Genomic DNA, 21,847 nt, shown 5'->3' on the forward strand with positions numbered 1-21,847 from the left:
TCAGACCTCGTTGAGCTGTTGGGCGGCTGTCAACGCCGCGCGGCCGCGAGGGCCATGGAAGTATTCGTGAATCCACGGATCGTTGGTTTCCGAGACCTTGTCGATGGCATCCGCCACCAGCACCTTTTTCTGCGCCAGCACCGCCACCCGGTCGGTGATGGTGTAGAGCGTGTCGAGGTCGTGGGTCACCAGAAAGACACTCAGGCCCAGGGCATCGCGCAGGGTCAGGATCAATTGGTCGAACGCGGCAGCGCCGATCGGGTCGAGACCGGCGGTGGGTTCGTCGAGAAACAGGATGTCCGGGTCCAGCGCCAATGCCCGGGCCAGCGCGGCACGCTTGATCATGCCGCCGGACAGCGATGCGGGGTACTTCTCCGCCGCCGACAGCGGCAACCCGGCCAGGGCCATTTTCACTGCCGCGAGGTGCTCGGCGTCGCTGCGGCTCAAGCCGGCGTGCTCGATCAGCGGCAGGGCAACATTCTCGGTCACGGTCAGCGAAGAGAACAGCGCACCTTTCTGGAACAGCACGCCGAATCGCCGTTCCACCAGCGAGCGCTCGTGCTCGGACAAGGTTGGCAAGTTCTTACCGAAGACTTTCACCACCCCTTCGCTGGGCTCGCGCAGCCCGACAATGCTGCGCAGCAGCACCGATTTGCCGCTGCCGGAACCGCCGACCACGGCGAGAATCTCGCCCTTGTACAAGTCCAGGTCGAGGTTCTCGTGCACGCTCTGGCTTCCAAAGCGGTTGCACAGTCCACGGACTTCAATCACCGCCTCGGAGGGCGCTCTGGGGATACGACTCACCAACCCATCTCCATGAAAAACATCGCGGCGACCGCATCCATCACGATCACCACGAAAATCGACTGCACCACACTCGAGGTGGTGTGCGCGCCCACAGACTCAGCGCTACCACTGACCTTGAAGCCTTCAAGGCAACCGATGGCGGCGATGAGGAAGGCGAAGATCGGGGCTTTGACGATCCCCACCAGAAAGTGCTGAACGCCGATGTCCGTTTGCAGCAGCGACAGGAACATCGCCGGCGAGATATCCAGCGCCACCGCACAGACCACGGCACCGCCGATAATCCCCGACAGCATCGCCAAAAAGGTCAGCATCGGCAGGGCGATCAGCAACGCCAGGACCCGCGGCACCACCAGCAACTCCACGGGGTCAAGGCCCAGGGTGCGGATGGCGTCGATTTCCTCGTTGGCCTTCATCGAACCGATTTGCGCCGTGAACGCACTGGCGGTGCGCCCGGCCATCAGGATCGCGGTCAGCAACACACCGAATTCGCGCAGGAAGGCAAATCCCACCAGGTCCACGGTGAAGACGGTGGCGCCGAAGGTGGCCAGCACTGTCGACCCGAGGAACGCCACGACGGCGCCCACCAGAAAAGTCAGCAACGCAACGATGGGCGCGGCGTCGAGACCGGTCTGTTCGATGTGGGCGATCATCGGCGTGACGCGCCAGCGCTTGGGACGGAACAGGCCGCGGACGATGGTTTCGATGATCAGGCCAACGAAACCCAGTAGTTGCAGGGTGTCCTGCCAGACGGCGTCCACCGCACGGCCAATGCGGGTCAGCAACTGAATGGAAACGCTGACTTCCGGCTCCTTGATCGGCACGCAGAAATCGGTCAACGAGCAATAGACGGTTTGCAGCAACGCCCGATCGGCGGCGGAGAGTGTGCAATCAGGATGTTCGGCGGAGCGACCGAGGCGCTCGGAACCGAGCAGCTCGACCAACAGCGAGGCGCCAGCGGTGTCGAGGGCACCGAGGCCATTGAGGTCGATGGGGGTGTTGGCGTCGTACTGGCCGTGGAGTTTTTCGCTCAACAGCTTGAGGTCAGCGTAATGGGCAAGCGTCCAGTCGCCCGTCACCCGCAACCGTGCCGGGGTGAGCGACGTGTCCAACTGGGCATTGCCGGCCATCGTGCTGCTGATCATAAGCTCCGTGCTTGTTCAGTGATTAGGCAGCTCTACGTAATAGCACGAACCGCACTACTTTTCTTTGATCGCTGTGCTGTCCGTGACCTTGAAACGCAGCACGCCGATGACCTGGCCATCTTCGGTCAGCACCCGGACCTGCCATTTGCCGGCCGGGTTGCCCGGGAAATTCTGCTTGTGGGTCCAGGCCCGGTAACCTTCCTTGCGCCCGCCACGAATATCCAGAGGGATACGGTCGACCTCTTTGCCGTTGAACTGCCAGACGTGATAAATCCGCTCGTCCAGGCCACGCGGGGCATTGATCGCGGTGTACGCGTAAAGCCCGCCATTGCGGATCTGCTCGGCGCTGACTTCGTCGAGACTGGCGCCGGGCGTGCGGTCCTGCATTTGCGTACTGATGGCCACGTCGGTCATCCACAGCGTCGCCGGTGGCACCCACGAGCGCAGCTCCCACCCGACGGCGCCAATGCCCAGAGTGATACTCAAAATCGCCAGCGCGCTGCGCAGGGTACGAATCGGGAAGATCGACGCCAGGCTCGGGAACGACAACAGCACCGAGATACCCAGTGCCCATTTGAAACTTTGCGCGGTGGTCAGGTGCATGATCACCGGCAACGCGGTGAGCAGCGCGGCGAACAGGGTCAGGGTGTGCAGGGCCAGAAACGCCCAGCGCCGTGGCGCCAGCCACTTGTAGTACAGCGGGTCGATGATCGAAATCAGTGCCGCGACGCCCAGCAGCCCGGTGAAAAACAACTGGCCGCTGTTCCAGGTCGTGGTGATGAAGAAGAACGGCAGGACAAAGAACAGGCTTTCCTGATGGATCATCTGCGTTGCGTAACGCAGCAAGGGTTCCGGGATTTCGCGCTTGAAAATACGCGCGAACAGCTTGGTCAGGCTGTTCTCAAGCATCAGCCAGATCCAGCTGATCAGCATGATGGTGGTGATCCAGCTCGCCAGGCCTTGCTGGCGATCGACCAGGATGAAACTGCCTACCCCGGAGATGAAACCTGCGAGCGCAATGACCCCAGGGTAGCGCTTCATCAATTCGAGGATGCGCTGTACGAAACGGGTCAGGTTCTGCATTCGACGGGTTCACAGTGATTGTAGGAAAAAACCTCGACAGAGTACCGCTGGTGCGGCGCGGTGGCGAGGGTTCACGGTCAGTGACACCACGCCACCTGTGGGAGCGAGCTTGCTCGCGATGGCGGCGGATCAGTCAACTTTGATGTTGAATGACATGGCCTCATCGTCGGAACGCCGCCCGGAGCAAGCTCGCTCCCACAGGTGATTGTGTTTCCCACAAGGAGTTTTCTTGCCAAACAGAATAGTTACTTCCTGCGATGCAAACGCCAGCCCACCAGCATCAACACGATCAAGCCCACCCCACCAACTACCAGCCACATCAACTGGTCATAGCTGAACAACGGCTTCTCTATCCGCAAATACCCCGGCTGCAACAGCAGTTCACGCACCGCCTTGTTCGCCTCTTCCAGCGTCACCCCCTGCAGCTCCCTGGCCGGATTGGTGAAGCGGCCGTCCTCATAGTCGCCGATGGCGCTCCAATAGTAGTCGGCCAACGCACTGTTGCCTTGTACGGCCCAGGCCTGGCGGGCGATCGCAGCCTGCTTCAGGCGGTTGAAGGTGTCGGCATTGAGGCCGTCCCTGAGCAGTCCGGCCTTCAATTCGTCGAGCACTTGTTCGGCCTCGGGCACGTCGTCGCGTTCAAGGTCGGCATTGAGGCTCATGAAACCCACGCCGCCGAACACTTCGCGTTCCGCCCACGGGCCGTAGGACAAACCATGAGCCAGGCGCAGCTGGCGATAGAGCGCCCAATCCAGATAGTCCTTGAGTAAATCGAAGGTTTGGTCGTGCCCATCTTCCAGCACCGGCTCCGGCACCAACCAGTGCAACTTGGCGCCGTTGCCGACCAGACCGTGGGGCAAGGTGCGCTCATGGGCGGCGCTGGTCTGGATTTGCGGCAGCGGCGGATGCTCGCCGGGGGTGATCGCTTCCAGCGTGCCATACGCCCGTTCCAGATAGGCTGGCAGCAACTTGTCGAGGTCGCCGACCACGATCAGGGTCATGTTGTTCGGCGCATACCAGTCCTTGCGCACCTGTTCCAGTTGTTCACGGGTCAGGCCATCGACTTGCGCACGCTCCGGGCATTTGAGGCCCAGCTCGACGGCCAGTTGGTTGCTGGCCGTGTGGCCGAGGTCCTGACGATCGAGCCAGCGTTGCAGGTGCGAGTAGTGGCCGCCATCTTCACGCTCGACCACCTGCTTGGCCGCGTTGATGGCGCTGTCGTCGAAGCGGGTCTGGGTCAGCAGCGCCAGCAACAGGTCGAGTACCTTGCGCTGGTTTTTCGCCGGGGCCTCGATGACAAAAGTCGTATCGGCATTGCTGGTGAATGCATTCCACTCACCGCCCAAGGCCTGCATGCGCTCCTCCAGGCCACCTTCGCCACTGGCGTCGATGCCGCTGAACAACAGGTGTTCCAGCAGATGCGGCAGTTCCTTTTCTTCGCAGCCGAAATCGTCCAGGCCAACGCCGACCACCAGCCGGATTGCCACATGCCCGCGATCAGTGCCGGGTTTGAGCAGCAACTGCAAGCCGTTGCGCAGCGTGTAACCCTCGACCTGAAAGCGATCCAGGGCGAATGACGGGAGTGAACCAAGCAACAGGCAGGCGAACAACAGACAACGCATAACAAGCTTCCATACGACCAGCGTAAGTTCAACAGACTTCAGGCAACTGTGGACGTTCAGGGTGAATGGGTGATGTCGCTCAAATCATCAACAACCAATGCGCCGGTGTCCGACGTTTCCAGCACCACGTAGGCGCTGCTGCAAAACAGCGAATTCAGACGCTTCATGTCGGCGATCAGCTCCAGGTGCAACGAGCTGGTTTCGATGCTTTGCACGATTTTACGGTGTAAACGGCTGACATGAGCGTGGGCCAGGCGCCGTTCCTGTGCGCGGAAACGACGTTTTTCGCGCACCAGTTGGCGCGCACTTTCCGGGTCGCCACTGAGAAACACCGACATCCCGAGCCGCAGGCTGGAAATCAACTGGGTGTGCAGTCCGGTCAGTTCGTCCAGCCCGACTTCGGAAAACGACCGGCGCTGCGAGGTTTTCTGCTGCTGAATCTTGCGCAGCATGCGTTCGATCAAGTCGCTGGAGAGCTTCAGGTTGATTGCCAGCTCAATGATTTCCGCCCAGCGCCGGCTGTCCTGATCGCTGAGGTCTTCCCGGGGCATTTGCGCCAGGTACAACTTGATCGCGCTGTAGAGCGCTTCGACATCGTCGCACAGGCGTCGGACTTCCTGGGTGACGGCGGTTTGCTTGCCACGCAACACGTCAAGCATGGCTTCGAGCATGTTGTCGATCAGGTCGCCCATGCGCAAGGTTTCCCGAGCCGCGTTGGCCAGCGCCAGACCAGGTGTGACCAATGCCGTGGGGTCAAGATGCCGGGGCTTGGCCGTGCCGTTGGCCAGCGGGCGCTCCGGCAGCACCCAGGCGCAAAACCTGGCCATCGGTTTGAGGCTGGGCAGCAGGATCAGGCAGCGCACGGTGTTGTAGAGCAGGTGAAAGCCAATGACCATTTCCTGAGGGCTGAAATCCAGGCCATCGAGCCAGTGCACCAGCGGGTCGAGCACCGGAATGATCAATAAAAGACCAATCATTTTGTACAGCAGGCTGCCCAGCGCCACTTGGCGTCCGGCGGCGTTCTGCATGCTGGTGCTGAGGAAGGCGAGTATGCCGCTGCCGATATTGGCGCCGATCACCAGCCCGATGGCCACCGGCAGGCTGATCACGTTGGCACCCGCCAGGGTCGCGGTCAGCAGCACGGCGGCCAGGCTGGAATAGGAAATCATTGCGAACAGTGCCCCGACCAGGGCATCGAGCAGGATGTCGCCGGTGAGCGAGGCGAAAATCACCTTCACTCCTTTGGCGTGGGTAATCGGATGCGCCGCCTCGACAATCAGTTGCAACGCCAGAATGATCAGCCCCAAGCCAATGGCGACACGGCCCAACTGCCCGAGCCGGGTCTGTTTGCGCGACAGAAAGAAAATCACCCCGACAAAAATCAGCAATGGCGACAGCCATGACAGATCGAACGTCAGCACCCGCGCCATCAGCGCCGTACCGACGTCCGCGCCAAGCATGGTGGCCAGCGCCGGGGTCAGCGCCATCAGGCCCTGGCCGACAAAGGAGGTGACGAGCATGGCAGTGGCGTTGCTGCTCTGGACCATCGCCGTCACAGCGATCCCGGAGGCGAATGCCAGCCAGCGGTTGGCCATGTTATGGCTGATGACATGGCGCAAATTGGTGCCGTAGACCCGCAGGATGCCGGTTCGGACGATGTGCGTGCCCCAGATCAGCAGGGCCACGGCGGAAAGCAAATTGAGCAGGGTGAGCATAATGACCCCCTGTGGTGTAGCGCCCCAAAGGAGCAAATTGACGGTACCGCGCGACGTTCTACGTTCTGTACTTAAGCTGTAGTTGGCTAACGGTCTGCGCGCCAGCATCGCACAGCCAAAGAAGGGATTGAAACAAAACTGTCATGAAATCCCGTTTAAGCAACCCGCAAAAAACAAAGTGGGAGCGGGCTTGCTCGCGAAGGCGTCGTATCAGTCAACATTAATGTTGTCTGACACATTGTCTTCGCGAGCAAGCCCGCTCCCACAGGGTATTGCGTACTACCGGGTTACTGGCCCGGAATGTCCTTGCGCAGCTTTACCGGATCCTGCTGTTTCTTCTTTTTCGCGATGGCCGTGCGCATCTTGATGTTGATCGCTTCCACTGCCAGCGAGAACGCCATGGCGAAGTAGACGTAGCCTTTTGGCACATGCACGTCCAGGGATTCGGCAATCAGCACGGTACCGACGATCAACAGGAACGACAGCGCCAGCATCTTCAGCGACGGGTGCTTGTCGATGAACTCGCTGATGGTGCCGGAAGCCCACATCATCACCAACACCGCCACGATGATCGCCGCGACCATGACCGGTACGTGGGAGACCATGCCGACCGCGGTGATGACCGAGTCCAGCGAGAACACGATGTCGATGATCGCGATCTGGATGATGGTGTAGAGGAAGTTGCCGCCCTTGCCCGAAGGCTCTTCGTTGGTTTCGTCTTCACCTTCCAGCGCGTGGTACATCTCTTGCGAGCTCTTCCACAGCAGGAACAGACCACCGAAGAACAGGATCAGGTCACGTCCGGAGATGCCCTGGCCGAACACGACGAACAGGTCGGCGGTGAGGCGCATGACCCAGGTGATCGACAGCAGGAGCAGGATTCGCGTGATCATGGCCAGCGCCAGACCGAAAATCCGGGTGCGCGCCTGCATATGTTTGGGCATGCGGCTGACCAGGATCGAAATCATGATGATGTTATCGATGCCCAGAACGATTTCCAGGGCGGTCAGGGTAAAGAAGGCAACCCAGATTTCAGGGTTGGTCAGCCATTCCATGTGTATTCCTTTGAGCGATTGTTAAACCACAAAGGGCCCGGGCTTCAAACAGCGAAGCCTGGACCCGACGTGGTGAGTCTTGGGCTTATAGAGTGCTGAACATCGGGAAAGTCCCCAACAGCAGTGCAGCAATCAGTATGCAGATACAAACCAGCACTGCCCACTTCAGGGTGAAGCGCTGGTGGTCACCGAAATCGATACCGGCCAGGGCCACCAACAGATAAGTCGATGGAACCAGCGGGCTCAACAGGTGGACGGGCTGACCGACGATCGAGGCACGTGCCATTTCCACTGCGGTTATACCGTAGTGACTGGCGGCTTCGGCAAGCACCGGTAACACGCCGTAATAAAATGCATCGTTAGACATGAAGAAGGTGAACGGCATGCTTACCAGCGCCGTGATCACCGCCAGGTACGGGCCGAGGAAATCCGGAATCACCGACAACAGGCTTTTCGACATGGCATCGACCATGCCGGTGCCCGACAGGATACCGGTGAAGATGCCGGCCGCAAAGATCAGCCCGACCACGGCCAGTACGCTACCGGCGTGAGCCGCGACGCGATCCTTCTGCTGTTGCAGGCAAGGATAGTTGACGATCATGGCGATACTGAACGCCACCATGAACAATACCGGCAACGGCAGCAGGCCGGCGATCAGGGTGCACATCAGGCCCAGTGTCAGGGCACCGTTGAACCAGATCAGCTTCGGACGACGGGCATCCGGGAACTGCGAAACACTGATTTCGCTGTGGTCGACTTCATCGCCCACCAGGTGCAATTCACCCAGGCGCGCACGTTCACGTTTGCCGTAGAAGTAGGCGATGGCCAGGATCGCCACCACACCGGCCAGCATCGCCGGGATCATCGGGACGAAAATAGCCGACGGGTCCACGTGCAGTGCACTGGCGGCACGGGCGGTCGGGCCGCCCCATGGGGTCATGTTCATCACGCCACCGGCGAGGATGATCAGGCCGGCCATGATCCGCGGGCTCATGCCGATGCGGCTGTAGAGCGGCAGCATGGCGGCCACGCAGATCATGTAGGTGGTCGCGCCGTCACCATCGAGGGAAACGACCAGCGCCAGCACAGCGGTGCCGACCGACACCTTCAGCGGGTCGCCCTTGACCATTTTGAGGATCTTGCGCACGGCCGGGTCGAACAGGCCGGAGTCGATCATCAGGGCGAAATACAAAATAGCGAACATCAGCATCACGCCGGTCGGCGCGAGCTTGGTGATGCCTTCGAGCATCATCGGGCCGATTTTGGGGCCGAAGCCGCCGAACAGGGCGAAGATGATTGGAATGAGGATCAGGGCGATTAGCGCAGACAGGCGCTTGGTCATGATCAGGAACATGAACGTGATGACCATGGCGAAGCCAAGGAAAGTCAGCATGGGAATACTCCAGGCGTAGCGCGGCTAGGGAATGGGCGGATCGGGCGGGATCAGCGCAGAACGGGAAGCACGAGAGGTACGGACGGAGGCACAGCGAAGTGGCGGGTAGAAGAGGACATCAGAATCACCATTGTTGTTGTTAAATGGGCCTTTCGAGCAATCGAACACTCGCATTGGCCACCGGTCTTTTGCCGGTAGTGGCGGCGATCCTAATCGGGGAAGCTTTCAGCCAGCTTTCGCAATTGAAAGCTTTGACCGGATGCACGACCGGTCGTCGGACGGGGGCAGGGGGTGAACCGGGTTACGGCCTTCGCGAGCAAGCCCGCTCCCACACCGGATCTGTGTCGTACACAAAGCCAATGTGAGAGCGGGCTTGCTCGCGAAGGCGTCAGTCATTACGCAGCAGGAGGAATGTCATGACCAATGTTCACACCGGCGGCTGCCACTGCGGGCAGCTGCGCTATCAATTCAGCGGGCCACTGCACGACATCGTCCACTGTCATTGTTCGATTTGCCGACGGGTCAGCGGCGGCATCGTCACCACCTGGATCACCGTGCCGGCATCCGCCTTTCAATGGCTGGCCGGAACGCCATCGCGGTACGACTCTTCATCCACCTGCGCACGTTATTTTTGCGGTCACTGCGGGGCGCAGCTGGCGGTGGTAACGCACCTGAGCCCGGACAGCATCGACCTGACCATCGCCACCCTAGACCACCCCGAGCAGGCACCGGCGCAGCGACACATCTGGACCGACAGCCGCTTGCCGTGGCTCCATCTGGACGAACACTTGCCCGGCGAGGCTGAAGAAACATTCTGATCAAAAAATAGACAGGTCCAGCGGTCGAATCGCACCCATCCAGATCGCATGCTCGGTGTGGTCGCGCAGATCGTCGCCGGTGTCCGGGTGTAAAAACACCACCAGGCCCTTGCGGTTGAGCGCCAGCCACGGCAGCACGTCGCCCAGCACCTGCGGCTCGAACGCCAACTGACAGCTCCAGTCCGGGTGCGGACCGACCGGACGCTCGTGTACACGGCCCATTTTCACTGGAAACAATTGCGCCGCCTGCTCACACAGCGCCCGCGCCTGTCCGATCGAGTCGGCATCGAAGTAAACATGGGCGTGATAGTCCGTGATCTGCTGCATTGCAATCCCTCTGAAAGCTGTTCGAACCCTCACCCTTTCCTGCGGGTCACACGTCATATAGACGCTGTGAAAAGGGTTCAGCCATGAAAAATGCCGAAACCCCCGTTGTGAAAGTGGTGCTTTATGGTGCCATGAGTAGCCTGGGCAGTGCGCTGATGGCTGAAATGCTAAGGCGCCAGCATGAAGTGATCGCGATTCTCGATGACCTCAATGCGCTGGCACCCCGTCCGGGGCTGCGCACCAAGACTGGCGACCTGTTCGACGCGCAACGGGTCAAGCAGAGTGTGGCCGGCAGCTCCGTGGTCATCTGTTTGCTGGACGCTCCTGGCTTACCGTTCAACAGCGAACACGTGGAAAAAACCATCGTACCGGGTCCGGTCGAGCAAGTGCTGGCAGTTGACGCCTTGATTGAAGGCCTGCAGGGGGCAGGCGTTGCCCGGCTGTTTTTGGTGGGAGATTTCGCGGTGCTGGACGAGCCGGAGCTCGAGGACAGCCTGCAACGTCACGCCGCAGAGGAAATCCGCGAGGCACTGCAAAGCAGTCCTTTGCAGTGGACGCTGGTCAACGAACCGCGCGGGGTACCGGGGCTGACCATCGAACATTTCGCCAAACCCGGCGGCAATCTCGAGCCGGGGCTGGCCGAACCGCTCGGGCGACTGGCCCGAACTGCCGTGGGCATTGCCGATGAATTGCACCTGAAACTGCACATCGGCGAGCACGTCAGTTTCATCGCGACCTCGGAACCTTGAAAGATCGCAGCCTTCGGCAGCTCCTACAGGAGCTGACGCTCAAACCGCAATCGAAGGAAACGCCAACCCCGTCAACGACTCCGCGCTGCCCGCCTGCTCAGCCATCAACCAGTCCACAAACTGCTGGATCAACACCCCGCGCCGTTTACGCTGGGGCAAAACCACGTAATAGCCCAGCCGGGACATCACCGTTTCGCCGATCGGTCGACATAACAATCCTTGCGCCAGCAAGTTATCCACAAGGTGGCGCCAACCGATGGCCACGCCCTGACCACCAATCGCCGCCTGAATCAGCAAGGTGTAGTTGTCGAAACGCAGTTGACCGGGCGCCGGGGGCGAGGTGATGCCCAACTCGCGGAATACACCGCTCCAGTCGAACCAGTTACTGCTGTGTTCCCCACGCAGATGCAGTAACGGAAACTCGAGCAATGCCTGGGGGGGCAAAGGCAGGGAACGCTCACCCAGCAACTGCGGGCTGCACACCGGAAACACTTCCTCACTGAACAGCCAATGGCTTTCACCCTGCTTGAAGCGGCCATCGCCGAACAATATCGCCACGTCGATATCGGTACGTAGCATGTTATGGCTACGCTCACTGGTAACCAGGCTGACATCCACCTGCGGATTGGCCGCGTGAAAGCGGTGCAGACGCGGCATCAACCAATAGGCGGCGAAGGCAAAATCCGTGGCCACCTGCAGCACCTCATGCTGTTGCTGGGTGCTGATTGCGCTCAATCCTGCGTCGATATTCTGCAATCCGAGCTGAACCTGCTGAAAAAGTATCAGCCCGGCCTCAGTCAGCTCGATACCGCGATAAATGCGGTCGAACAATCGGGTCGCCAGTTGTTCTTCAAGGCGCTTGATCTGCTGACTGATGGCCGGCTGGGTAGTGCCGAGCTCAACCGCCGCCGCGGTGAAGCTGCGCTGACGGGCTGCCGCTTCGAAGGCACGAAGCAGATCCAGTGACAGGTCACCAAGGGCGTCATACATAAGCTGGGCTTATCCTAGTCATTGCCGTGCATGGGCTTTACCGCGAAGAGCTTGGGTTTCATTCTCGAAGCCAGCACTCTCGCATAAACATCCACTATGGAATGCCGCGATCACATGAAGCGCAAGAACATTCTTTTCATCATGGCCGATCAAATGGCTGCGCCAATGTTGCCGTTCTACGGCCCATCGCCCATCAAGCTGCCCCATCTCAGCCGCCTCGCCGCACAAGGCGTGGTGTTCGACTCGGCTTATTGCAACAGCCCGCTGTGCGCGCCGTCGCGTTTCACCCTGGTCAGCGGCCAGTTGCCGAGCAAGATCGGCGCCTACGACAACGCCGCCGACTTCCCCGCCGACGTACCGACCTATGCCCATTACCTGCGCCGCCTCGGTTACCGCACCGCCCTGTCGGGCAAGATGCATTTCTGCGGGCCGGACCAGTTGCATGGCTACGAAGAACGCCTGACCAGCGACATCTACCCGGCCGACTACGGCTGGGCAGTGAACTGGGATGAACCGGACGTGCGGCCGACCTGGTACCACAACATGTCCTCGGTTCTGCAAGCCGGCCCGTGTGTGCGCACCAACCAGCTGGATTTCGACGAAGAGGTGGTATTCAAGGCCCAGCAGTACCTGTTCGACCATATCCGCGAGGACGGCGACCAGCCGTTCTGCCTGACCGTTTCCATGACTCACCCACACGATCCGTACACGATTCCCAAGGCTTTCTGGGATTTGTACGACGATGCCGATATCCCGCTGCCTGCAACCCCGGACCCGCATGACCTCGATCCGCACTCGCAGCGTTTGCTCAAGGTCTATGACCTGTGGGACAAGCCACTGCCTGTGGATAAGATTCGCGATGCCCGCCGCGCCTATTTCGGCGCGTGCAGCTATATCGACAGCAACGTCGGCAAACTCCTGCAAACCCTCGAAGATACCGGGCTGATCGACGACACCATCATCGTGTTTTCCGGTGACCACGGTGACATGCTCGGCGAGCGCGGCCTCTGGTACAAAATGCACTGGTATGAAATGGCCGCACGGGTGCCACTGCTGATCAGCGCACCGGGGCAGTTTGGCGCTGGCCGGGTCAGCGCCAGTGTTTCCACGGCGGACCTGTTGCCGACATTCGTCGAGCTGGCCGGCGGCTCGCTGGAACCGGGCTTGCCGCTGGATGGCCGTTCGTTGGTGCCGCACCTGCAAGGGCAGGGTGGTCACGATGAAGTGTTCGGCGAATACATGGCCGAAGGCACCATCAGCCCGCTGATGATGATCCGCCGCGGTGCCTATAAATTCATCTACAGCGAAGACGACCCTTGTCTGCTCTTCGACGTGCACAATGACCCTCGTGAACTGGAAGAACTCAGCCATTCGCCGCAACATCGCCAGCTGTTCGACGATTTTCTCGCTGAGGCGCGGGCGAAATGGAATATTCCGGCCATCCACCAGCAGGTGCTCGCCAGCCAGCGACGCCGGCGTTTCGTGGCCGAGGCGTTGACCCTCGGCAAGCTGAAGAGCTGGGATCACCAGCCGCTGGTGGACGCCAGTCAGCAATACATGCGCAACCACATCGACCTCGACGATCTGGAACGTAAAGCACGTTATCCACAACCCTGCCAAAACCAATAATGTTAAGGGGAAGTCCATGCAAAGGTTATCCACAGTACTGACGGTCGGGCTCCTGGCTCTGAGTAGTGCATCGGCGTTTGCCGATCAGGGTTGCGAGACCGTGAAGATGGCCGACCCGGGTTGGAGCGACATCGCCGCGACCAATGCCATCACCGGGTTCCTGCTGGACGGCATGGGCTACAAGGCCAAGGTCGACACCCTCGCGGTGCCGATCACTTTTGGCGGGCTCAAGGATGGCCAGGTCGATGTGTTCCTGGGTAACTGGATGCCAGCGCAGCAGGGTTTCTATGACAAATTCGTCGCCAACGGCGATGTCACGCAACTGGCGAAGAACCTCGACGGCACCGAATTCACCCTCGCTGTTCCGGATTACGTATGGGATGCAGGTGTGCATAACTTTGCCGACCTGAACAAATACGCCGACAAGTTTGACCGCAAGATCTACGGCATCGGCTCCGGTGCACCGGCGAACATCTCGCTGCAAGAGATCATCAAGAAAAACGATTTCGACATGGGCCAGTGGAAACTGGTTGAGTCCAGCGAGCAGGCCATGCTGGCAGAAGTGTCCCGCGCGGTGAAAAAGCAGAAATTCGTGACCTTCCTCGGCTGGACCCCGCACCCGATGAACGTGCAGCTGAAAATGCATTACCTCAAGGGCGGCGAGAAGTACTTCGGTGACACCGGCAGCGTGCACACACTGACCCGCAAAGGTTATGCACAGGCCTGCCCGAACGTCGGCAAGCTGCTGACCAACCTGAGCTTCACCCAGGACATGGAAAACAGCATCATGGCCGAGGTGGCGAACAACAAGGTCAGTAACGCCGACGCAGCCAAGGCGTGGATCAAGGCCAACCCCGCAGTGTTGGACAAGTGGCTTGATGGAGTGAAGACCGTGGATGGGAAGGATGCGTTGCCGGCGGTGAAAGCCAAGTTGTAACGGTCAAGGACGCCATCGCGGGCAAGCCCGCTCCCACAGGTTATCGGAGATCCTTGTGGGAGCGGGCTTGCCCGCGATTCGATGGTCGCCCTTGCACAACTGGTTCTGAACCACCACCCTGACATTTTCGCCGTTCATTCACCGAGAGGCCCCATGGCCCTTCCCAGCCGCCATTCACTCTTTCCATTCCTCAGTTGGCTGCCCAAGCAAACCCGCGCCAGCGTCGGTCGTGACCTGATTGTCGGCCTCAGTGGCGCGATTCTCGCGTTGCCGCAATCCATTGCCTACGCGCTGATTGCCGGCCTCCCTCCGGAATACGGCCTCTATGCCGCAATCATCCCCGTGCTGATCGCCTGCCTCTGGGGTTCGTCGTGGCATTTGATCTGCGGTCCTACGGCGGCCATCTCGATTGTCCTGTACGCCAGCGTCAGTCCTCTGGCCGTTCCGGCGACGCAGGACTACGTCACCGTGATCCTGTTGCTCACCTTCCTGGCCGGCATCTTTCAATGGCTGCTGGGTTTGCTGCGGTTTGGCGCGCTGGTGAATTTCGTCTCGCACTCGGTGGTGCTCGGCTTCACCCTTGGGGCGGCCGTGGTGATTGCCATCGGTCAATTGCCTAACCTGCTGGGACTGGACTTGCCCAGCCAAGCCACCGCGCTGGACAGTTTCATCACGTTGATGCGCCATCTCGGCGAAATGGACAAACCTTCGCTGGCGCTGGGCTTGGCGACTGTGGTGGTCGGCGTGATTCTCAAACTGCTGCTGCCACGCTGGCCGACGCTGCTGATCACCCTGATCCTCGGCGGATTGCTGGTCTGGCTTTGGCCGTCGATGTTCGGCCATGTGCAACTGGTCAGCGCCTTTACCGGCAGGCTGCCGCCTTTCAGTCCGTTGCCGCTGGATCTCGACCTGATCCTGCGTTTGCTGCCCAGCGCCGTGGCGGTTGGCATGCTCGGGCTGGTCACCAGCCTGTCTATTGCCCGCTCGATCTCCGCACGTTCACAGCAACTTCTCGACGCCAACCAGGAAGTTCGCGCTCAGGGCTTGTCGAACATGGTCGGCGCGTTTTTTTCCGGATCGCTGTCCGCTGGCTCCTTCACCCGCTCGGGACTCAGCTACGAGGCCGGCGCCTGCTCACCGCTGGCGGGGATTTTTTCGGCACTGTGGGTGGCGATGTTCGCCCTATTCGGCGCGCGGTTGATCGAACACATCCCGATTCCGGCCATGGCCGGCAGCATTCTGTTGATCGCCTGGGGCCTGGTGGACCATCGCGGCATTCGCGCATTGTTGCGGGTCAGCCGCGCCGAGTTCGTGGTCATGGCGCTGACCTGCGTCGCCACGCTGCTGCTGGAATTGCAGACGGCGATCTACGCCGGCGTATTGGCCTCGCTTTTTTTCTATCTCAAACGCACATCGCAGCCACGGGTGCAGCACGTACGTGATGGCGAGGAGGACATTCTGCGGGTCGGCGGTTCGATCTTTTTCGGTGCCAGCCACTACCTGCAAGTACGCCTGCAACGCATGCACGGCGCGCGCGTGGTGATCGAGGCGCAGCAGATCAACTTCATCGATTACTCAGGGGTGGAAATGCTGCACCAGGAGGCGCGACGATTGCTGCGCCAGGACCGCAGCCTGACGTTGCGCCGGGCACGACCGCAGGTGGTGGAAGAGCTTAGGAAGCTTGAGGGCGCGGAAAAGTGCCCGATTCAGTTTGAGGACTGAGCCGAAATCGGTGTCGCGCCATTCGCGAGCAGGCTCGCTCCCACAGGTTCTTGGTGACCCCCTGTGGGAGCGAGCCTGCTCGCGAAGCTTTTAAAGGGCCAACTGCCGACGCAACTCCGCCAGCACCGGCGCCGTATCCGGGCGCACACCGCGCCACAGGAAAAACGCCTCCGCGGCCTGCTCGGCCAGCATCCCCAAGCCATCCATTGCCACCGCAGCCCCGTGTTCCCTGGCCCAGCGGCAGAACGAGGTCGGCTCCTTGCCGTACATCATGTCGTAGCACACTGTTTTGCCTGTTTCGATCAGGCTCGGTGCAATCGGCGGCACATCGCCCGTGAGGCTCGCGGAAGTCGCGTTGATGATCAGGTCCACCGACTCCTGCAACCAGTCGTAGCCACTGGCCGAGACCGGCCCCAGATCGCAGAACAGCTCCGCGAGCAACTCGGCCTTGTCCACCGTGCGGTTGGCGATGATCACCGAAGCCGGTTGCTCGGCCAACAACGGCTCCAAAGCACCGCGCACCGCGCCGCCAGCGCCGAGCAGCAGGATGCGTTTGCCCTTGAGGCTGAATCCGGCGTTGACCGTCAGGTCCCGCACCAGCCCGGCACCGTCGGTGTTGTCGCCCAACAGACTGCCATCGGCCAGTTTGCTCAAGGTATTGACCGCACCGGCGCGCTGCGCCCGCGCCGTCAGGCTGTTCGCCAGCCGATAGGCTTCTTCCTTGAATGGCACCGTCACGTTGGCGCCGCGTCCTTCGAGGAAAAACGTCCGGGCACAGGTGGAAAAGTCGTCGAGTGGCGCCAGCATTGTGTTGTAGTCCAGCTTTTGCGCGGTCTGCTCGGCGAACAGGCGGTGGATCAACGGTGATTTGCTGTGGCCAATCGGGTTACCGAATACGACATAACGGTCCATCAGGATTCCTCGTTCAAGCTTCGGCCAACCAATCGCGGTCTTGCAGGAAGTACTCGGTCAGGCGCGCTTCTTCGCTACCAGGCTCGGCCTTCCAGTCGTAGCCCCAGCGCACTTGCGGTGGCAGCGACATCAAGATCGACTCGGTACGCCCGCCCGATTGCAGGCCGAACAACGTGCCGCGGTCGTAGACCAGGTTGAATTCAACGTAGCGGCCACGGCGGAACTCCTGGAACTCGCGCTGCTTGGCCGTGAACGCGTCGTTCTTGCGGCGCTGCACAATCGGCAGGTAAGCATCGATGTACGCGTCTCCGATGGCACGCATGAAGGCGAAGCTGGTGTCGAAATCCCACTCGTTCAGGTCGTCGAAAAACAACCCGCCAATGCCACGCGGCTCGTGACGATGCTTGATGTGGAAGTAGCTGTCGCACCAGGCCTTGTAACGCGGGTAGACGTCCGGGCCGAACGGCGCACAGGCCTGTTCGGCGATGCGATGCCAGTGGATGCAGTCTTCTTCGTTACCGTAATACGGGGTCAGGTCGAAGCCGCCGCCAAACCACCAGACCGGTTCTTCACCTTCTTTTTCTGCGATGAAAAAGCGCACGTTGGCGTGGGAAGTCGGCACATGGGGGTTATGCGGGTGAATCACCAGCGACACTCCCAAGGCTTCAAAACCACGGCCCGCCAGTTCCGGCCGGTGGGCGCTGGCGGAGGGTGGGAGACCGCTGCCGAAGACGTGGGAAAAGTTCACGCCACCCTTTTCAATCACCGTGCCGTTTTCAATCACGCGGGTGCGACCGCCACCGCCGGCCGGCCTGGTCCAGGCGTCTTCGACGAATGGCGTGCCACCGTCTTCGGCTTCCAGGGCGGCGCAGATACGGTCTTGCAGGTCGAGCAGGTAGGCTTTTACGGCCTCGGTGCGGGTCGTCATGTCATCACCTTGAATCGGGCAAAACAACGCGGCGCTCCATTGGAGCTCAGCCTGCGCAAATGGGCGCGTAGCATAACATCGCAAGTTACCCCTTCGCAGTTGACGAGAATCAAGCTTAGGAGTCCGATAGGGCGCTTGGTAAAACGACCTATGGAGAGTTCCGATGGCAAAGCGTATCCAGTTCCGCGCCCATGGCGGCCCCAAAGTGCTCGAGTATGTGGATTACCAACCTGCCGAGCCAGGTCCGAAGGAAGTGCGCGTGACCAACAAGGCCATCGGCCTGAACTTCATCGACACCTATTACCGTAGCGGCCTGTACCCGCCGCCATCCCTGCCATCGGGCCTCGGCTCGGAGGGTGCGGGCGTGGTCGAGGCGGTAGGCAGCGACGTGACCCGCTTCAAGATCGGCGATCGCGTGGCCTATGGCAGCGGCCCTCTGGGCGCCTATAGCGAAGTTCATGTGTTGCCCGAGGCCAATCTGGTGAAACTGCCGGACGCCATCAGCTTCGAACAGGCCGCTGGCGTGATGCTCAAGGGCCTGACCGTGCAGTACCTGCTGCGTCAGACTTATGAACTCAAGGGTGGCGAAACCATCCTGTTCCACGCCGCAGCCGGTGGTGTCGGTTCCCTGGCTTGCCAATGGGCCAGGGCCTTGGGCGTGAAGCTGATCGGTACGGTCAGTTCGGCCGAGAAAGCCGCACTGGCCAAGGCCAACGGTGCTTGGGCGACCATCGACTACAGCCATGAAAACGTCGCCCAGCGCGTGCTGGAATTGACCGACGGCAAAAAAGTCCCGGTGGTGTACGACGGCGTTGGCAAGGACACCTGGCTGACGTCACTCGACAGCGCCGCACCGCGTGGCCTGGTGGTGAGTTTCGGCAATGCGTCCGGTGCGGTAGACGGCGTGAACCTGGGGATCCTGGCGGGGAAAGGCTCGCTGTACGTGACCCGGCCGACCCTGGGCACTTATGCGAACAACGCCGAGAACCTGCAACGCATGGCCGACGAGTTGTTCGAGATGATCATCAGCGGCAAGCTGACCGTGGACATCAGTCAGCGTTTTCCACTGGCTGACGCGGCGAAGGCGCAGACCGAGTTGTCGGCACGGCGTACGACGGGTTCGGTGGTTCTGTTGCCCTGAATGGGTAGTTGACTGGTAGGGCCCCTTCGCGAGCAAGCCCGCTCCCACACTGGATCTGTGTCGTTCACAGATCCAGTGTGGGAGCGGGCTTGCTCGCGAAGGAGGTCAACCCGGTCTTAATCCGGGCGCAAAACCTTGCCGGTCGCCAGATCGCGAATCACGCTCGGGTTCTTGCGCCCGCCCAGATTGCCACCCAGTACCAGATCCAACTGCCCACGGAAGTACTGCTCGACGCGAAGCCGCGTGCGTGCCGCCGGGCGTCCCTGCGGGTTGGCCGACGTCGACACCAGCGGCCCGACCAGTGCGCACAAGTCCCGCACCAGAGGGTGATCACTGACCCGCAGCGCCACGGTTTCATGCACACCGGTAATCCACTGCGGCAGCAGGTTCTGGTGCGGCACCAGCCAGGTGTTCGGACCCGGCCAGGTACTGGCCATGCGGTCCATCCACAATTCGGGGAAGTCATCGAAGAGGAAATCGAACTGACGGATGTTGTCCGCGACCAGGATCAGTCCTTTATCCTCGGACCGCCCCTTGATCAGCAGCAGTCGCTCTACCGCTTCCTCGTCCCACGGGTCGCAACCCAGGCCCCAGACTGCTTCGGTTGGGTAGGCAATCACCGCCCCGGCGCGAATTGCTTGCGCGGCTTGTTGCACACGCCAACTGTTGACCATGAAAAACTCTCCAGAATAAGGCTCTGCGCAGTTTACCGATCTTGTTTATAAAACCTAGCTCACCCGTGCAAACCAGCGCCCGCTTTCGCAAATAGCGCGACCGTCCATTTCAAGTTCGGTCAACGCCGCCAGCACTTTCGGCAAGGTCCAGCCGCTTGCGTCGGCCAGCGCTTCACTGGTCAGAGGTGCGGCATGCAGCAACTTCAACAGGGGGTGAGTCGTTTCAGGGGTAAAGGATTCTGTGGATAACGGCAGTCGTTGCCAGCTGCGCAAGGCTTCGAGGATATGTTCGATGGTTTCCACCAGCACCGCACCGTCGCGAATCAACTGATGGCAGCCGCGGGCACCGGGATGATGGATCGACCCGGGCATCGCAAACACCTCGCGTCCCTGTTCCGCCGCCAGCCTCGCGGTGATCAGCGAACCGCTGGCGACACTGGCTTCGACCACCAGCACCCCGAGGGACAAGCCACTGATGATCCGGTTGCGCCGGGGGAAGTTGCCGGCGCTGGGGCCGGCATCCAGCGGAAACTCCGAAAGTACCGCGCTACCCGAGGCGATCATGGCGTCCGCCAGGCGTCTATTTCGCTGTGGATAAAACTTCTCGAGCCCCGTGCCGAGCACACCCACCGTTTGCCCGCCGACGTCCAGCGCGGCCTGGTGGGCGGCGGCGTCAATGCCCAGGGCCAGGCCGCTGGTAATGACAAAACCGGCACCCGCCAGGCTGCGGGAAAACGCGGCAGCGGTGTCCATCCCTGGTCGGGACGCACGACGGCTGCCGACCATCGCCAGTTGTGGTTTTTCCAGAATGCCGGGATCGCCGGCGACAAATAACAGCGGTGGTGCATCACTGATTTGTGCCAGCAGCGCCGGGTAGTCCGGTTGGTCCCACATCAGTAAATGCTGGGCCGGATGCTCCAGCCAGGCCAATGCATGACTGGCGCCGTCACGGATCTCAGCGCTACGCCTGGCCTCGGAACAGGCCAGTGGCAAACCCAGCGCACGCCAGGCGCTGGCAGGTGCACTGAGGGCTTTGGATGCCGAGCCGAAGGCTTCGAGCAACTTCTTGAAACGCGCCGGGCCGAGCTCCGGCAAACGGTGCAGACGTAAACGAGCTTCCAGTTCCGCGGGGGAAACCGGTGTAACGGCAGGCAGCGACATGGATCATCCTTGATCGTTATGAGCACCCGTACAAACGGGAATAAGCTGTGGATAACTCTGTTGGTAACTTGTGAAGCACTCTTACGGATTTCGTACCTTGTCCATCACCGACAGCGAGCGCGAAGCGCTGAGCACCAGCCCATAACTGAGTTTGTCGTAGGTGCGGAAAACCATCAGCAGACCGGCGCGCTCATCGGGAATTTTCAATGGCTGACCCGTGATCCGGTCCCGCACTGTTTCGCCGGTTTTCATCACTGCCAGCAGATTGCCTTCGACCAGACCGTCGCGCTGCCCCTTGTTCAGCGTAACCACGTCCAACTCACCGATCTGCGTGACCCCGCGCGGAACATCGATGATCAAACCGTTGATTTCGTGGCTCGGTGCCCTGGGCGTGAAGGTCGAGTTGATCGCCTGCTCTTCACCGCTGAACAAGCGATCGCCGAGGCGGACCTCCTGGGTCGTGCGTTGCAATTCCAGGGTGGCGACGTCACCCTCGATGGCCACGACATCGCCGCCGCCGATGTCGTCGGCGTTGATCCCCAGGATCTCCTTGCTCTGCGGATCGGTGTAGACCTTGCCTTGGCGGAAGATACCGTACGCCGGTTGCGCCGGATCGAATTGGCCGCGGGCAAAGATGCGGTCACCCGCGCCGCTGAGCACCCGTTCGGAATCACCAGCGACGATGTAAGGCGCCTTGGTGAAATCCTCGGCCTTGTCGACGATGCGGTTGCTCAGCAGAAAGCTGTTGATCGATTTGAGCGCAATGCCGGGGATAACCTCGGCCACCGGGCTGCTGCGAACCTGAGGCGACAGCTTTATGGTGGGAATATCTTCCCGAAGTTGCCCCTGCCCGTACGCCCAGCCTGCCGACGCCAGGAGCAGCAGGGCGAGTAGTGATTTCCTCATGCGGTGAATCCCTTTATTATGTGCATTCGCGTGAAACGCCAGAGCCGTCAGTGGCTCGCTCCCGGCTTGCTTGTCAAAACTTGCTTGTCAACAGAAGGGAGCTACGTTTTACAACGGTAGCCTGCATTTCTTCGGA

General features: G+C 60.7%; 19 protein-coding genes and 1 pseudogene. 6 read left to right on the forward strand and 14 right to left on the reverse strand.

Features of this window, described 5'->3' with window-relative positions; all coding sequences use genetic code 11:
- The 7 genes from KW841_RS00370 to KW841_RS00400 form a co-directional block, all read right to left on the reverse strand.
- Window positions 1–804, reverse strand: a complete 804-nt coding sequence (locus KW841_RS00370) for an ABC transporter ATP-binding protein (protein ID WP_104450393.1) — start codon at window positions 802–804, stop codon at window positions 1–3.
- Window positions 801–1,949, reverse strand: coding sequence for an ABC transporter permease (locus KW841_RS00375; RefSeq protein WP_218472963.1), 1,149 nt, complete (start codon window positions 1,947–1,949; stop codon window positions 801–803). The genes KW841_RS00370 and KW841_RS00375 overlap by 4 nt, the downstream gene beginning before the upstream one ends.
- 54 nt (window positions 1,950–2,003) lie before the next feature.
- Entirely contained in the window at window positions 2,004–3,032 is a 1,029-nt protein-coding gene (locus KW841_RS00380) for a DUF5924 family protein (protein WP_218472964.1), read from the reverse strand.
- Between the two features lie 245 nt (window positions 3,033–3,277).
- Window positions 3,278–4,654 (reverse strand): pitrilysin family protein, encoded by a 1,377-nt coding sequence (locus KW841_RS00385; protein WP_218472965.1) that lies wholly within the window; start codon window positions 4,652–4,654, stop codon window positions 3,278–3,280.
- Window positions 4,655–4,710: 56 nt separating this feature from the next.
- Window positions 4,711–6,369: a Na/Pi cotransporter family protein gene (locus KW841_RS00390; RefSeq protein ID WP_218472966.1), complete on the reverse strand. Its 1,659-nt coding sequence runs from the start codon at window positions 6,367–6,369 to the stop codon at window positions 4,711–4,713.
- Window positions 6,370–6,656: 287 nt separating this feature from the next.
- Window positions 6,657–7,424 carry a TerC family protein gene (locus tag KW841_RS00395; protein ID WP_007969844.1) on the reverse strand — a complete coding sequence of 256 codons (768 nt, stop codon included), beginning with the start codon at window positions 7,422–7,424 and terminating at the stop codon, window positions 6,657–6,659.
- An 85-nt stretch (window positions 7,425–7,509) separates the two neighbouring features.
- On the reverse strand, window positions 7,510–8,817 hold the full coding sequence (locus KW841_RS00400) for a CitMHS family transporter (RefSeq protein ID WP_007969845.1): 1,308 nt from the start codon (window positions 8,815–8,817) through the stop codon (window positions 7,510–7,512).
- Window positions 8,818–9,233: 416 nt separating this feature from the next.
- Between KW841_RS00400 and KW841_RS00405 the strand changes: the two genes are divergently transcribed.
- The gene (locus KW841_RS00405; protein ID WP_218472967.1) at window positions 9,234–9,635 is read left to right on the forward strand and encodes a GFA family protein; all 402 of its coding nucleotides are present in this window, start codon (window positions 9,234–9,236) and stop codon (window positions 9,633–9,635) included.
- On the opposite strand, the gene KW841_RS00410 is transcribed toward KW841_RS00405, so the two are convergent.
- Window positions 9,636–9,962, reverse strand: coding sequence for a DOPA 4,5-dioxygenase family protein (locus KW841_RS00410; RefSeq protein WP_218472968.1), 327 nt, complete (start codon window positions 9,960–9,962; stop codon window positions 9,636–9,638).
- Between the two features lie 83 nt (window positions 9,963–10,045).
- On the opposite strand from KW841_RS00410, the gene KW841_RS00415 reads away from it, so the two are divergent.
- Window positions 10,046–10,711: an NAD(P)-dependent oxidoreductase gene (locus KW841_RS00415; RefSeq protein ID WP_007969850.1), complete on the forward strand. Its 666-nt coding sequence runs from the start codon at window positions 10,046–10,048 to the stop codon at window positions 10,709–10,711.
- A gap of 39 nt (window positions 10,712–10,750) precedes the next feature.
- Here KW841_RS00415 and KW841_RS00420 read toward each other — a convergent pair whose 3' ends face one another.
- Complete coding sequence (locus KW841_RS00420; protein WP_007969852.1) at window positions 10,751–11,701, reverse strand: LysR family transcriptional regulator; 951 nt, start codon at window positions 11,699–11,701, stop codon at window positions 10,751–10,753.
- Between the two features lie 114 nt (window positions 11,702–11,815).
- Here KW841_RS00420 and betC point away from each other — a divergent pair, with 114 nt between their 5' ends.
- The 3 genes from betC (at window position 11,816) to KW841_RS00435 (ending at window position 15,989) form a co-directional block, all read left to right on the forward strand.
- Window positions 11,816–13,330, forward strand: a complete 1,515-nt coding sequence (gene betC / locus KW841_RS00425; RefSeq protein ID WP_218472970.1) for a choline-sulfatase — start codon at window positions 11,816–11,818, stop codon at window positions 13,328–13,330.
- Window positions 13,331–13,346: 16 nt separating this feature from the next.
- Window positions 13,347–14,267 (forward strand): choline ABC transporter substrate-binding protein, encoded by a 921-nt coding sequence (gene choX / locus KW841_RS00430; RefSeq protein ID WP_218472972.1) that lies wholly within the window; start codon window positions 13,347–13,349, stop codon window positions 14,265–14,267.
- Between the two features lie 153 nt (window positions 14,268–14,420).
- Window positions 14,421–15,989 (forward strand): SulP family inorganic anion transporter, encoded by a 1,569-nt coding sequence (locus KW841_RS00435; protein ID WP_218472974.1) that lies wholly within the window; start codon window positions 14,421–14,423, stop codon window positions 15,987–15,989.
- Window positions 15,990–16,079: 90 nt separating this feature from the next.
- Here KW841_RS00435 and aroE read toward each other — a convergent pair whose 3' ends face one another.
- On the reverse strand, window positions 16,080–16,901 hold the full coding sequence (aroE, locus tag KW841_RS00440) for a shikimate dehydrogenase (protein WP_218472976.1): 822 nt from the start codon (window positions 16,899–16,901) through the stop codon (window positions 16,080–16,082).
- A 13-nt stretch (window positions 16,902–16,914) separates the two neighbouring features.
- Entirely contained in the window at window positions 16,915–17,829 is a 915-nt protein-coding gene (gene hemF / locus KW841_RS00445) for an oxygen-dependent coproporphyrinogen oxidase (RefSeq protein ID WP_218472978.1), read from the reverse strand.
- A gap of 163 nt (window positions 17,830–17,992) precedes the next feature.
- On the opposite strand from hemF, the gene KW841_RS00450 reads away from it, so the two are divergent.
- Window positions 17,993–18,970, forward strand: a complete 978-nt coding sequence (locus KW841_RS00450; protein WP_218472979.1) for an NADPH:quinone reductase — start codon at window positions 17,993–17,995, stop codon at window positions 18,968–18,970.
- Window positions 18,971–19,086: 116 nt separating this feature from the next.
- Here the strand turns inward: KW841_RS00450 and KW841_RS00455 are convergent, their stop codons facing one another.
- The 3 genes and pseudogenes from KW841_RS00455 to KW841_RS00465 form a co-directional block, all read right to left on the reverse strand.
- Entirely contained in the window at window positions 19,087–19,644 is a 558-nt protein-coding gene (locus KW841_RS00455; protein WP_104450378.1) for an L-threonylcarbamoyladenylate synthase, read from the reverse strand.
- 54 nt (window positions 19,645–19,698) lie between these two features.
- Window positions 19,699–20,805 (reverse strand): DNA-processing protein DprA, encoded by a 1,107-nt coding sequence (gene dprA, locus KW841_RS00460; protein WP_218472980.1) that lies wholly within the window; start codon window positions 20,803–20,805, stop codon window positions 19,699–19,701.
- A gap of 81 nt (window positions 20,806–20,886) precedes the next feature.
- A pseudogene (locus KW841_RS00465) lies at window positions 20,887–21,627 on the reverse strand (peptidoglycan-binding protein); the annotation flags it as partial.
- Window positions 21,628–21,847: the final 220 nt, after the last annotated feature.

Source organism: Pseudomonas sp. PDM28, from assembly GCF_019219115.1.
Classification (GTDB): Bacteria; Pseudomonadota; Gammaproteobacteria; order Pseudomonadales; family Pseudomonadaceae; genus Aquipseudomonas; species Aquipseudomonas laurylsulfatiphila.